This window comes from Sphingomonas sp. CFBP 13720 (assembly GCF_014842075.1).
In the GTDB taxonomy this organism is placed as follows: Bacteria; Pseudomonadota; Alphaproteobacteria; order Sphingomonadales; family Sphingomonadaceae; genus Sphingomonas.
Window position 1 is genome coordinate 56557 of the sequence record NZ_JACYVA010000002.1, and the last position, 14041, is coordinate 70597.

The 14041-nt window shown below is 67.8% G+C and carries 7 protein-coding genes and 1 tRNA gene; 4 read left to right on the forward strand and 4 right to left on the reverse strand.

The window, feature by feature from the left end; all coding sequences use genetic code 11:
• Positions 1–216: 216 nt before the first annotated feature.
• Positions 217–3723 carry a TonB-dependent receptor gene (locus IFT55_RS05370; RefSeq protein WP_197976336.1) on the forward strand — a complete coding sequence of 1169 codons (3507 nt, stop codon included), beginning with the start codon at positions 217–219 and terminating at the stop codon, positions 3721–3723.
• Between the two features lie 98 nt (positions 3724–3821).
• Here IFT55_RS05370 and IFT55_RS05375 read toward each other — a convergent pair whose 3' ends face one another.
• A complete protein-coding gene (locus tag IFT55_RS05375; protein WP_192089854.1) occupies positions 3822–7163 on the reverse strand; it encodes a DUF4450 domain-containing protein in 3342 nt (1113 codons plus the stop codon).
• Between the two features lie 169 nt (positions 7164–7332).
• Here IFT55_RS05375 and IFT55_RS05380 point away from each other — a divergent pair, with 169 nt between their 5' ends.
• Complete coding sequence (locus IFT55_RS05380) at positions 7333–8175, forward strand: alpha/beta hydrolase (protein ID WP_192089856.1); 843 nt, start codon at positions 7333–7335, stop codon at positions 8173–8175.
• Positions 8176–8211: 36 nt separating this feature from the next.
• On the opposite strand, the gene IFT55_RS05385 is transcribed toward IFT55_RS05380, so the two are convergent.
• Positions 8212–8285, reverse strand: a tRNA-Gln gene (locus tag IFT55_RS05385).
• A gap of 165 nt (positions 8286–8450) precedes the next feature.
• On the opposite strand from IFT55_RS05385, the gene IFT55_RS05390 reads away from it, so the two are divergent.
• Both IFT55_RS05390 and IFT55_RS05395 read left to right on the forward strand, forming a co-directional pair.
• The gene (locus IFT55_RS05390) at positions 8451–9491 is read left to right on the forward strand and encodes a Ppx/GppA phosphatase family protein (RefSeq protein ID WP_192089858.1); all 1041 of its coding nucleotides are present in this window, start codon (positions 8451–8453) and stop codon (positions 9489–9491) included.
• On the forward strand, positions 9488–10192 hold the full coding sequence (locus IFT55_RS05395; RefSeq protein ID WP_192089860.1) for an RlmE family RNA methyltransferase: 705 nt from the start codon (positions 9488–9490) through the stop codon (positions 10190–10192). Before IFT55_RS05390 ends, IFT55_RS05395 begins: the two co-directional genes overlap by 4 nt.
• A 19-nt stretch (positions 10193–10211) precedes the next feature.
• Here IFT55_RS05395 and IFT55_RS05400 read toward each other — a convergent pair whose 3' ends face one another.
• Both IFT55_RS05400 and IFT55_RS05405 read right to left on the reverse strand, forming a co-directional pair.
• Positions 10212–11513: a dicarboxylate/amino acid:cation symporter gene (locus IFT55_RS05400; RefSeq protein WP_446740706.1), complete on the reverse strand. Its 1302-nt coding sequence runs from the start codon at positions 11511–11513 to the stop codon at positions 10212–10214.
• On the reverse strand, positions 11510–13927 hold the full coding sequence (locus tag IFT55_RS05405; protein ID WP_192089862.1) for a TonB-dependent receptor plug domain-containing protein: 2418 nt from the start codon (positions 13925–13927) through the stop codon (positions 11510–11512). Before IFT55_RS05405 ends, IFT55_RS05400 begins: the two co-directional genes overlap by 4 nt.
• Between the last annotated feature and the right edge of the window lie 114 nt (positions 13928–14041).

The window sequence follows — 14041 nt, forward strand, 5'->3', positions numbered from 1 at the left end:
TACATATCAAGAGCAACTTCAGTCCGACCGGAACCCGGCGGGCTGGCGTAACAGGACTGTGCAGAGGGGGACCGGGGGCAAACGGAACCATCGATCGCGAAGACAGGGCATGCCACCGGCTTGTCCGCACGCGACGACGCTTGTCCCCGCCGGATGTGCGGCCCGACGATCAATCAGAACCGGTCCCAAGACCGGTCGATGTCAGGTGAGGATGCGATGAGCAATTCGGTAGCACAGCCCATGAAGGTCCGGCGCGGCGTATCGCTGCTGGCGTTGATCGTAGCGACAGGCAGCGGTGCGCAGGTGCTGGCCCAGACGCAGCCCCCTGCCCCCGTGGTGACCCCCACTGCCGATGACACCGGTGACAAGCGCGCGCCGGGCCATACCGCCAGCGGCACCGCGCCGACCCAGACCGCGCCGGTCGCCGGGCCCGGCATCGCCACCAGCACGGTGCCCGACAACGAGCGTATCGCCGCGCCCGACCCAGCCCCGGTTGCCGTTTCCACCGCCGAACCCGCCGCGCAGACCGGCACGGCGGACGAGGAAGCGATCCTGGTGGTCGGGGTGCGACAGGCGGAACAGTCGGCGATACAGCGAAAGCGCACCGCGCGCACCGCGCAGGATTCGATCGTTGCCGACGATGTCGGCCAGTTCCCCGACAAGAATGCGGCGGAGGCGATCGCGCGCATCGCGGGTGTCGCGCTGGACGTCAGCGATGCGGGGCAGCAGGGCGGCTTCACCATCCGTGGTCAGTCCGCCGACCTGATCCGCGTCGAGGTGGACGGCATGACCGCGCTGCCGTCGAACGGCGATCAGGGCGGGCGCGCGGTCAGCATCGCCGATATCTCGTCCGACCTGATCAAGAGCGTCGACGTGGTCAAGGGCCAGACCGCCGACATGACGCCGGGCGGCGTCGGCGGGACGGTGCGGATCGAACAGCGCACCGGTCTCGACTTCGTCAAGCCGCTCTACCGATTGAACGTGCAGGGCCGGCTGGACACCATCAACGGCCGCCTGGCGCCGCGCATCAACGCCATCGCGACGCAGAAGCTGTTCGACGGGCGGCTGGGCCTGTTGTTCAACGGCACCTATGAAGAACAGCGGCTGACCACCGACTTCGCGCGCGTGTCGCAACGCCAGCAGGGCTATCTGCCGCTCGGCGATTACGACAATTCGCCGGACAAGAGCTTTACCACCCCGTTCGATCCCGCCGCCGCCGCCGTCACGACCAAGGCGGGCTGCGCCGCGCTGCCGACGACGGGCATCAACAGCCGGCTGAACTGTTACGCGCAGTGGGAGGATTTCGTCCCTTCGCTCCCCCGCTATGGCCGGGGGGTGCGTACCGACAAACGCTATTCGTTCCAGCTGCGCGCCGACTGGCAGACGACCGACAATCTGACGCTGTTCGCATCGTACAACCCCAACATCCGCAAATATGATTCGCAGGATTACAATCTCAGCGTCGCGACCCCTGCGGGCACGACCGGCACCAACGGGCTGCTCGCGACGTCGAACATCACCAACGTCGTCGTCAATCCCAACCATTATGTGACGCAATTCGACATGGTGCGCGGCACGGGCATCGGCCGCGTCGCATCGCTCAACTGGTCGTCGCAGGTCCGCGATATCCAGACCGACAGTCAGCAGCATTATGCCCAGGCCGGCGCGGACTGGAACGTCGGTTCGTGGACGGTCAAGGCGCGCGGACAATATAGCTATTCCAAGTCGGACCGGCAGGACGAGGCGTTCACGTTCAACGCGGCGCTGCCATCCGCGACGTTCAACCTCGTCCCCGAAAACGGATTGTGGAACATCTCGACACCCGACGGCATCGACCTGTCCAGTCCCGCCGCCTATTATCCGGTGCTCGGAGCCAACGGTATCAGCGCGGGATCGCAGCTCGAATATACGCCGCAGGCCGATCGCAACAGCGAGTGGAATTATCAGCTCGACGTCACGCGCGACTTCGAGAATCTGGGGCCGCTGAGCCGCATCAAGTTCGGCGGACAATATCGCAGCCGCAACAATGAAAGCTATCGCGAAGGCGGTTCGGCGATCTCGCCGGGCGTGATCCAGTCACGCGCACGCAGTCTCGACCTCGTACAGTTCTGTTCGCCCGCCGCCGCCCCCGCGACCGCGCCGTGCCAGTTCGGTTCGACCCGCCGCACGATCACGGCGGGCACCACCGACCAGCTGTACAAGATCTACACGCTGACCGAGGCGCAGTATCAGGAAGTGATCGGTGCCAGCCTGCAGCAGATCCCGGGCAAGAACTTCTTTTCCGGCCTGCCCGATCGTGGCGACCTGCTGGGATCGTGGACGGCGTTCGATGCGAAGACATTCCTGAACACGCTGGGCCAATATGCCGATCTGAGCGATCACAACCTCGACTGCCTGTTCGAATGCGTCGCATCGGACGGACAGGTCTATACCCGGCCCAGCTTCAGCACGAACGAGAAGACGCTGTCGGCCTATGCCATGGTCGACTTCTCGACCGACGCATGGGGCGTGCGCGTCGACGGCAATGTCGGCGTGCGCTATCAACGGATCGACGTCGACGCTTCGCCGGTCGTCAACTTCGCGCGGCGCAGCGCGGTCGCCAACACCACCGGCCTGCCCGGCTTTACTATCCAGGACATCTTCGTCAGCCGCACGGTCGGACAGGTGCAGCGTACGTCGGAAGACTGGCTACCCAGCCTCAACCTCGCGCTGTGGCCGGTCGAGGACAAATTGGGGCTGCGCTATTCGATCGCGTTGCAGCGGGCGCGACCCAGCATCCTGCAACTGACCGGCAACGGTGCCGTCACCTGCGGCATCGTCAGCGCGGAGGATCGCGCCGCACTGGAACAATTCCTGATCAACAATCCCGGCGCGATCGACGATGGCGATCCGGGAACCGGCGACGATGCGGAGGCGGGCGGGCTGCTGACCAGCTTCATCAATCGCTGTTCGGGCCGGATCGGCAACCCGGAATTGAAGGGCTATGGCGCGCTGACGCAGAACCTGTCGCTCGAATGGTATCCCAACCGCGATTCGCAGCTGACCGCCGCCGTCTATTCGATCAACGTGCGTACCGGGCGGCCCGAAAACATCAGCCTCGCCAATTACGGACTGGAAGGAAACAGCTACGAAGTAGCGACCTTCCGCGACGGACCGGGCGGGCTGACGACGCGCGGGTTCGAGGTCGCGGGACGCACCGCCTTCACCTTCCTGCCATGGATTTTCAAATATACCGGTGGCGGGTTCAACTACAGCTATTCCAAGTCGAACGAGAGCAACACCGCCGTCGACCTGTTCACCGGAAAGGCGCTGCCCCCGCGCGGCCAGTCCTCCTATTACTACAATGTCAACGCATGGTATGACGATGGCAGGCTGAACGCGCGCATCGCGTATCAGGCGCGGTCGCAATATTACGACCGGACCGAATCGGATGGCGGCAACCGTATTCCAACCGGGTACAATATCGACGGCGGATCGACCGGTGCCTATTTCAAGACGGTATCACCGATCTTCAAGACATCGGTCAAAACGCTCGACGGTCGTGCGGCCTACAAGCTGACCGACGGTTTCCAGTTGTTCGTCGAAGGCAAGAACCTGACCGACGCCAGCTATTCCCGGTTCACGCCGTCCGAATTCCGCGAGATCGGCGACGGTACGCCGTACATCTTCGACACCTATTTTTCGGGCCGGACCTATTATTTCGGGGTCATCGCGACCTTCTGACCTGCCGCAGGACCGTATCGAAGCACCGACCGTGGCGCTTCGATACGGTCCGACACTGCCGTTCCGCGCTGGTGCGGCGTATCCGGGCCGCCCGCGCCTTATTCGTACACCGTCGCCGCGAGCAGTCCGATGACCACGTCGTTCGCCCGCGCCCGCAGCGTCAGCGACCGGAGTTGCCGCGACGGATCGATCCGCAGCCCCAGCACCGTCGCCGCACCGCCGGCTACCCGCTGTTCCGATCCGCCGACGCCCTCCCCGCCCCGGCGCACCCGCACGGTCGCGAGGTCGACGCGCAACGGACGCGGGCCGGGCGCGCGGAACTGGTAATCGTCGATCAGGTAATCGCGCTCGATCGGCCACCAGGTCGTCGGATTGTGCAGCGCCAGCCGTTCGCGCCCGCCATCGGCATAGGTCACGATCACCTCGCCATTGTCGATCCGGCTCTGCATCGCGTTGGTCGTGCCGGTCATCAACAGCCGCACGAACCGTCCGCGACCGGTCAGCGGCACGGTCGCCTCAGTCGGGTAGTTATCCCAGTGCGATACGAACAGCGCGTTGCGTCCCGTCATCGGCGTCGCGAAGCGGCCGCCATCGGGTAGACGCAGTTCGCCCTTCGTGCCGCGCAGCCCGCCATCGTCGATCGTCGCGCTGGCGTTCACATGGCCCGCCCATGCCCCCAGCCCCTGTGCCGGCAGCGCCAGCGAGGTGAAGGGCGAACGCGGGCTGCGATATTTACCCGGCGCGAAGATCGCGGTGACGTCGTCGTTGAACGCACCGGCCAGATCGACGGTGCGTTGCGGCCCGGCGGGTGCCTGATCCACCACCATCGGCACGGCCGGGGCGGCCGGTGCCGGGCCGGCGGGCACCCACCAGCGCATCATTCCCTGTCGCCGCCGTACGAAGCGGGTGCCGCCGGTCGTGGCGGCGGGGACGGCGGCGATCGGCTGGCCGCTCCAGCGCACCGTCACCACGATGCGCGACGCCATCGGCAAGTCGACGACGATCGCCGGGCCACCCGTCGCGTCGCGCGCGACGAACCAGCGCCGCTCCCGTCCCCCGACCAGCACGGCGGCCACCCGGTCGCGTCGCGCGGGTAGCCGCAGCATCAGCCGGTCGAACCGGTCGCCGGCCTGTTCGACGGTCCAGCGATCGTCCGCCCCGTCCCGCCGGAACGCGACGGTCAGGTCGGGATGCGTCAGCGTCGCATGATCCCATGCCGCGGGCAGTCCGGGCCGCAGGTCCAGCCGCTTCGCCAGTGCATCGGGCCGCACGCCGAACAGCCCTTCGACCACCGTCCGCGCCATCACGCCCGATCCGTCGGCGAAATCGCGCTGCGCCTCGCGCCGCTGGACGTCCAGATAGTTCATCGATCCGACATTGCCGGGGCTGATGCCCATATACATGCTGGCGAGCAGCGCGGCCTTGGTCAGCGTATAGGCATCGTCCGCCCGCCCCGCCTGCCACATCGCCAGCGCGGTGTGCAGGTTCTCCCCCATCACCACGTTGTTGACCGACCAGCTGTACGGCATCCAGTCGGTGGTGGCGTACACGCCATAGCGCCGGTCGGCGGGGACGCCCGCGCCATGGACCGGCAACCATGGCAAATGCCGCGTCACCGCATCGGCCATCCGCCACGCCTCGCGTTCGTCGGGTACACCCGAATCGACGACATGATAGAAGCTCCACAGCCCCGCGCCCGGATGCAGCGCGCGTTCGCCCAGCCAGTCGCGATATTCGGCGAACTGTCCGCGATCGGGCATCCATAACTGCGTCCGCATCGCCTGTCCGATCGCTTCCGCCTCGCGCGCATAGGGTGCCGGATCGCGACCGATCGCACGGGCGATGCGCGCCGCCTGCTGATTGTGGAACAGGTTGTAGGCGGAGGCATAGGCCGTTCCCCCGCCGCTATACTGGATATCGTCGCTCGCCCATATCTGGGCATAGGCTTCGTACAGCGGCAGGCCGCGTGGCCCGAACGGACGGCGGAACAGCCGCTTTTCCCACGCCAGATGCCGTTCGATCGCCGGCCAAGCCTCGCGCGCGAACACCATGTCGCCGGTCCATGCCAGATGGCGGAACAGCGCGTCGACGAACACCGCGTTCATGTCGTAATGCGCGTTCGCCAGGTCACCGTTCGAATGCAGCGCCGCCTCGCTGCGTGCCAGATTGCTGTCGGCATCGGCGGGCGGAATGGTCGCGGGCACCGGGTCGACGTTCTGGCGTGGCAGCCACGCGCGGAAATTGGCACGCGCGCGGTCGTGCCAGCCCAGCGCGTCGAGCGCATAGGGACCGCGCCACCCCACCAGCTTGGTCCGCCATGCGACCGCGCCATGCATGATCGCCGACTGCGGCCCGTCCCATACCGCGTCCGCCGCGACGTTCAGCGCGCCGACGCTGGCGTCCAGCCATGGATCGGGCGTGGCGATCCGCACCCGTCCCCGCAACGTCGCGAAGTGCGCCCGCGCCGCATCGAACGCGGCCGGCACCGCATCGCGCGCGATCGGCGCGGCCAGTGGCGGCAATGGCGGCGGCGCGCGCCGGTCGGCACTGACCGCCGCATAGGTCGCAAGATCAGTATTCGCCGACGCGGCATAGGCGGTCCGCTGCAACAACAGATACGCGTCGCCCTCCGCCAGTCGCAACGTCCCGGTGACGACCGGGCGGACCGGTGCGGGCGACGTCGCCCCGGCGGCGAACAGCCGTGCGGGCGCGTCCCATGCGTCGCCGTTGCCGACCGCATCGGCCGCACCGTTCAGCAGCGTGCCGGTGATCGTTCCGGGCTTCCCGGCCAACGTGAACCCGCCGCCCGCCGTCCTCGTGGCGACATTGCCCTGCGCGAATGCGGGGCGAAAGCCGAACCATTCGGCGATGGGCACGGCTTCGGTGCCGATGTCGCCGTCGCGTTTGCCGCGCTGGCCGCTGACCCCGCCGAACGCCCATGCCAGCGTCGTACCGGTCGCCGCACCGCTGGCCCGCGCACGCACCGCCAGTCCTTCTGTGGCCGCCAGTGCGACGACGATCAGCTCGATCGCGCCGTTGCCCAGTCGCGGGTCCTCGATCCGGTATTCGAGTTCGCCGGGGCGATAGCGCGTCACGATCGACCGCGCATCGTGCAGCCACCAGCGCGTGCCGTCGGTGCCGGTGACGGCAAAGCGCAGGTTCCCGCCGCGTCCGGGCAGGTACAGTATGAATTCCGGCCGGTCGCCACCATCGACGCGGAACGCGGTGTTCCCGCCATAGAGCGGCCGATTATAGCGTTCGGTGCCGTTCTCGATCACGAAGGCGTCGCCATCGGGGCGATAGCGTACCGGCTGTTCCAGCCGCCCTTCGATATTGGGCTGCACGCCCCCCGTCGCGACCAGCGCCTGTGCCGGTGCGACGTGCGGCATCGTCAGCGCCAGCACCGCCCCCGCGGTCGCGCATGCGCCAAGGTACTTCATGACAGCCTCCCAGTCGCGATGGCGGGCATTGCCCTGTCCATCGCCGTCGTCCCCATTCCCCGGCGGCGTATTCTTCTTTTATCGTCGTAGCCTACGGACATGCGGCAAGGGTGACAAGCCATCCCCCTGCCCGGTAGTGCGGGGTCGATACGCTTTCAGGGGAACGACGATGCTCGATTCAGACGAACGATGGTCGCTGTGGGACGACGCACCGGTCGACGGCGCATTCGACCTCGCCGATCCTACCGCCGCGTCCGGGGCGGCGGTCGTCAGCGCGGTCCGCCACGCCTGCATGCTCGGCTATGCCCCGGCGCGAGCCAATGGCCGCGCGATGCTGGTGCTGGCGGGCGGCGGCTATACGCAGTTGATGGCAGGGCGCGAGGGCGTGGCGGTGGCGCGGTGGCTGACCGGGCTGGGCTATCACGCGTTCGTCCTGATCCATCGCTTTCCCGATGCGGACCATGGCCCGTCGGCATCGCTGGACGATGCGATGGAAGCGATGCGGGCGATCCGCGCCAAGGGGCTAGCACCGCGCGGTCTGGGCGTCGTCGGCCTGTCGTCGGGCGGGCATCTCGCGGCCTGCCTCGCGGCGGCCTATCCCTCTGGCTGGACCGCGCCGGCATCGCGCTTTCCACGGGAATCGACACGGCCCGATGTCCTGGTGGTGGGCTATGGCCCGATCTCGACCAATGCGGCGGGGCGGACGATCGTCGCCGACAAACCGCCGCTGCCACCGGTCGAGAAACAGGCGATGTACGACGCGCTGCAACCCGACGCGATGCTCCTGCCCGCGCCGCCGCCCATGTTCATCGTCTATTCGGGTAACGACCCCGTCGTCCCCGTCGAAAACGCCCGCCGCCTGTCCGACGCCGCAACGCGCGCAGGCAGCTCCCCCGAACTCCACATCTTCGCCGACGCCCCCCACGGCTTCGCGCTGGACACGGCGGACGGCCCGGTGACGCTATGGCCGCAACTGTGCGAGGCGTGGTTGAAGCAGGTCGGGTTCGACTGAACGATCCGGCCCGGTTGGCGATGTGGGGGTGGTCGCTGGATGCCCCGTGAGGATTCGAACCTCAATTAACGGAGTCAGAGTCCGTAGTCTTACCTTTAGACGACAGGGCAGCACCGCAGCGAGGGCGTGCCGATAGGCGGGCTGCGATGGCGTGTCAACGCTATTTCGTTCGGTCCGTCGCACCGCCTTGTCGTTCGCGGGGCGTTCCGCTAGGTTCGATGCCAGACACCGAGCGGCGTTCGGCCGTGACGGATAGAACATAAGCGAGTGACGGCATGGGGGATGTTTCCGCCCGGTTGCCGCACCGGGGCGCGCGTGTTGCGCCCCGCCCGGCATCCTCATCGCCAGCGCGGCCGCGCTGGCCCGGCGCGCGTCATTTCGCCGCGCTGGACCTCGGCACCAACAACTGCCGGCTGCTGATCGCCCGGCCGCAGGGCGACGGATTCGCCGTGGTCGATGCCTTTTCGCGCATCGTCCGGCTGGGCGAAGGGCTGGCCGCGACCGGCCGGCTGTCCGACGTGGCGATGGACCGCACCGTCGCCGCGCTGAAGATCTGCGCCGAAAAGCTCAAACGGCGCGACGTCACGCTTGCACGGTCGGTCGCGACCGAGGCGTGCCGGCGGGCGACCAACGGCGCGGCCTTCGTCGACCGGGTGCTGGCCGAAACCGGCATCCATCTGGACATCATCACGGCGGAGGAAGAAGCGCGGCTGGCCGTGCTCGGCTGTCACGCGCTGCTCGAACCCGGCACCGGGCCGGCGCTGGTGTTCGACATCGGCGGCGGGTCGACCGAACTGGTGCTGCTCGACGCGACGACGCCGGTGCCGCGCGTGCTCGACTGGCACTCCGCGCCATGGGGCGTGGTTTCGCTGACCGAAAGCGTCGGCGGGGGCAAGGCCGCGCCGATGGCGTCGGGCGCGTACGAACGGATGCGAGAATGCGTCGCGCGCAGCTTCGCGCCGTTCGCCGCCCGGCTGGACCCCGCCAACGGACCGCTGCGCCTGTTGGGGACCAGCGGCACGGTGACGACGCTGGCCAGCGTGCATCTGGGCCTGCCCGCCTATGACCGGTCGCAGGTCGACGGGCTGATCGTGCCGTCGGCGGCGATGCTGGCGGTCAGTCGGCAGCTTGCGGGCATGAGCCTCGCCGAACGCGGAACGGTGCCGTGCATCGGCAACGAACGCGCCGATCTGGTCGTGGCGGGATGCGCGATCCTCGAATCGATTCTGGCGTTGTGGCCCGCCGAACGGCTAGGGATCGCCGACCGTGGGATTCGCGAAGGAATCCTGCGCCGATTGATGGCAGGAACCAGATGACCCGCGGACTCCCCCCCGGCCGGCAACGCGTACGCACCGCGCGGTCGCGCTCCGCCCAGTCGACCCGCTGGCTCGAACGCCAGTTGAACGACCCTTATGTGAAGAAGGCACGGGCGGAAGGCTATCGCAGCCGCGCCGCGTACAAGCTGATCGAGCTGGACGAACGCTTCAAGCTGCTGCGCGGCGTGAAGCGCGTCGTCGATCTGGGCATCGCGCCCGGCGGCTGGACACAGGTGGTGCGCAAGGTCGTGCCGGGCGCCGCGATCGTCGGCATCGACCTGTTGCCGGTCGATCCGATCGACGGCGTCACCATCCTGCAAATGGATTTCCTGTCGGACGCCGCGCCCGAACGGCTGCGTGAGGAAATGGGCGGCGAAGCCGATCTGGTGCTGTCCGACATGGCGGCGAACACCGTCGGGCATCCGCAGACCGATCACCTGCGCACGATGGCGCTGGTCGAGGCGGCGGTGATGTTCGCGTGCGAGATATTGCGACCCGGCGGCGATTTCGTCGCGAAGGTGCTGGCGGGCGGCGCGGACAATGATCTGGTCGTCCAGCTCAAGCGCAATTTCCAGACGGTGAAGCATGCGAAGCCGCCCGCGAGCCGCAAGGATTCGTCCGAATGGTACGTGATCGCCACCGGGTTCAAGGGGCGGCGGGAGCCTGTGACGGTCGCCGACGCGCCGGTCGACGCGGACTGACCATGCGGGGCGAACCGGGTCAGGCGGGCTGTACGTCCGCCGACCCTGCCCCCGCCCCTGCCGCATCGGCCAACAGGCCCGACCGTTTGGCGACGATCCACGGCACCAGCGTCTGCCCCGCGACGTTCACGGCGGTACGCCCCATGTCGAGGATCGGATCGATCGCCAGCAACAGCCCGACCCCCTCCAGCGGCAGCTTGAGCGTGGACAGCGTCAGCGTCAGCATCACGGTCGCACCGGTCAGCCCCGCCGTCGCCGCCGATCCCAGCACCGATACCAGCGCGATCAGCACGTAATCCCCCGCGTGCAGCGGAACGCCGAAGAATTGCGCGACGAAGATCGCCGCGATGGCCGGATAGATCGCGGCGCACCCGTCCATCTTGGTCGTCGCGCCCAACGGCACGGCGAACGCGGCATAGGCGCGCGGCACGCCGAACGCGCGTTCGGTCACTTCCTGCGTCACCGGCAACGTCCCGATCGACGATCGCGATACGAAGCCGAGCTGGATCGCGGGCCACGCCCCGGCAAAGAATCGGCGCGGCGACAGGCCGTTGGCGATCAGCAGCACGGGATACACGACGAACAGGACCAGCCCCAACCCGGCATAGACCGCGCCGCTGAACGCGCCCAGCGCCGACAGCGTGTGCCAGCCATAGCGGAACACCGCATCGCCGATCAGCCCGGCGGTGCCTATCGGGGTCAGCGCGATGACCCAGCGAAGCAATTGCCGAAATACGCGCAATGCCGATTCGTTGAACGACAGGAATGCCGTTCCCGCATCGCCGATCCGCACCGCCGCCGCGCCGACCGCGATCGCGACGACGATCAGTTGAAGCACGTTGAACGACAGCGCGGTCTTCACCACCCCGCCCTCGACACTGTTCGACGCGGTGATGCCGAGGAAGTTCGCAGGTACGATCCCGGTCAGGAAATCGAGCCACGACCCGCTGGTCGCGGGCGCCTTCGCCGCGTCGATCGATACGCCGGCGTTCAGCCCCGGCTGGATCGTCAGCCCCAGCACGATGCCGATCGATACCGCGATCCCGGCGGTGATCGCGAACCACGTCAGCGTCCGCACCACCAGCCGCGTCGCATCCTGCAACTCGCGCAGCGACGCGACGGAGGCGACGATCGCGGTGAACACCAGCGGCGGGACCAACGCCTTCAGCAACTGCACGAACACCTGCCCGACCGTACGCAGCGCCTGTCCCAGCGCCGCGCCGTCGACCGGTCCCAGCGACTGGGCGACGAACCCGAGCGCAAGGCCGGCGAGCATGCCCGCCAGCACCTGCACCCCGAAACCGGGCAGCCGCAGGCTCACCAGCTCAGGCCCGCACGAGCATAGAGATAGCGGCCGTTGAACCCGAACGGCGAATAATAGGGGAAGCCGAGGACACCGGTCGAATTGTTCGCGGGCGTGATCGCGTCGGGATAGACGTCGAACAGGTTGCTCGCCCCGATCGCGAAGCGCGGGCCGCGCGACGGTTCGTAGCGCAGTTCGAGGTCGGTGATCGCACGCCGCCCCGAAAACACGTCGGCGGCGGGCGTCGTCCCCGGCTGGTTGACGTTCCCGTAATAGGTGACGCGGGCCAGCGCGCCCAGATCGCCCAGCGACCAGTCGACCGTGCCCGTCACCTTCTCACCCGGCGTCCCGTCCTCGATCGACAGGATGCGGCTGCGCGCGAACAGCGTCGGCGCGGGGTTCAGCACCGACGTGCTGGTCGGCACGCGCGTGACGTCGATATCGTTGACGTTGCCCGCCAACGTCAGGTCGAACACGCCCGCCGCCGGGGTACGCAACCGGTAATGCGCGACCACGTCGATCCCTTGGCTGGTGGTGGCCAGTCCGTTGATGAAGAACCGCGCCGCCGCGACATTGAGCGGATCGAGGATACCCGCCACCTGCGGGCTGAACGTCCGCGAAAGATTCTCGGACAGGCCCAGTTGGTCGCGCACGCGGATATGATAGCCGTCGATCGTCAGGTCGAACCCGCCCGCGCGGATGACCGTGCCGACGGAGAAGTTGGTCGATTTTTCCGCATCCAGCGGCAGCCCGCCCAGCGCGCGCGCCACCGGGTCGCTCGACGGGAAGGTGCCGGTCAGGATCGGCACGCCGTTCTGCACCACCGATGCGACCGACGTGAAATATTGCTGCTGAAGCGCCGGCGCACGGAAGCCGGTCGATGCCGCTCCGCGCAACGCCAGCCATGGTGCGACCTCGTACCGGGCCGACAGCTTGCCGGTCGCGGTCGATCCGAAATCCGAATAATCCTCCGCGCGGCCGGCCACGCCGATCAGGAACGCATCGGTCACCTGCGCCTCGACATCGACATAGGCGCTGACGTTGCGGCGGCTGCGATCGACCTCGTTGCGCGGTGCGAAGCCGCCGAACCCCTGCGCACCCGGTACCGCTCCGGGGTTCACGCCGGTCGCGGGATAGTCGTACGACGCGCGCTCACCCGCTTCGATCCGATAGCCTTCGCGCCGTCCTTCCAGACCGAATGCGACGTTGACCCCCGCCAGCAGGTCGAACTTGCGCGCGACGTCCAGACCGACGACGAACTGGTCGTACGTCACGCGGCCATCGTCGAACTCGGTCGGCGACGCCGCGCCATAGCTGTAATTCGCCGAATCGAGCGTCGCGAAACGGATGCGGTTGCGGCCATAGCTGAGGTTCAGGTCGACGTTCCATTCGCCCAGATCGCCGCGCAGGCCGAGCGCCGACTTGATATCCTGCGACTTGGTATTGATGATCGGCACGAACCCGTTCGGATACAGCGTGCCGACGCCGCCCGCCGCCGCGGCGGTGGCAAGGCGCGGAAACGCCGCGCTGCGGCTATCGCGTTCCTGATACCCGCCCCAGCCATAGAGCGACCAGCCATCGGCGACGGGGATCGCGGCGTTGACCCATCCGCTGCCCTGTTCGACTTCCGGGTCGCCATAGCGGCCGGTCACGCGCGCCGGGGTGACGCGCGTGTCGAAATCGGCGCGGTTGGTCGGCTCACGCTTCACATATTCGCCCGAGACCGTCAGGAACCCCTCGCTGCCCAGCGCGATGCCCTGCCACCCCGATACGGTGACGGTCGGCTCACCGGTCACCGACCGGCTGCCGCGCGCGGTGTCGATATCGGTGTGGTAAAAGCCATAGGTCGTGCTGACGCCGCCGCCCGACCGCGCCTCGCGCAACCGCAGGTTGACCACGCCCGCAATCGCGTCCGACCCATATTGCGCCGACGCGCCGTCGCGCAGCACCTCGACCCGCTCCAGTGCGACGACCGGCACGGTGTTCAGATCGAACGACGCCGATCCGCGCCCGACCGTCCCGTTGACGTTCAGCAGCGCCGACGAATTGCCGCGCACGCCGTTGATCAGCACCAGCGTCTGATCGGGCGACAGGCCGCGCAGCGTGGCGGGGCGCACCGCATCGGTGCCGTCATTGGCCGAAGGGCGCGGGAAGTCGATCGACGGCGCGACCGCCGCCAGCGACGCGCCCAGTTCGGTCGTCCCCTGCCGCTGCAACGACTGGTTCGACAGCACGTCGACCGGCGATGCGGATTCCAGCCGCGACCGGCCCTGCGTCCGTGTGCCGGTGACGACGATCTCGTCGCCTTCTTCTTCCGCGGCGGGGGCTGCATCCTGTGGCGCGGCGGGCGGCGTACCTTGCGCATACGCTGCCTGCACGCCGATCAGGGCGAACAACGATACGCCAAGGGCAAGGAACGGACGTGATGGCATGGCAAATCCCTGGATCGGTTCGTACCGCCGGACAGCCGACGGCCTGTATCACCTATCCAGATAGTATGATTTCGCCGCGTTGCAGCGACGCCCCTTGTTGCAGGGGGCCAAGCT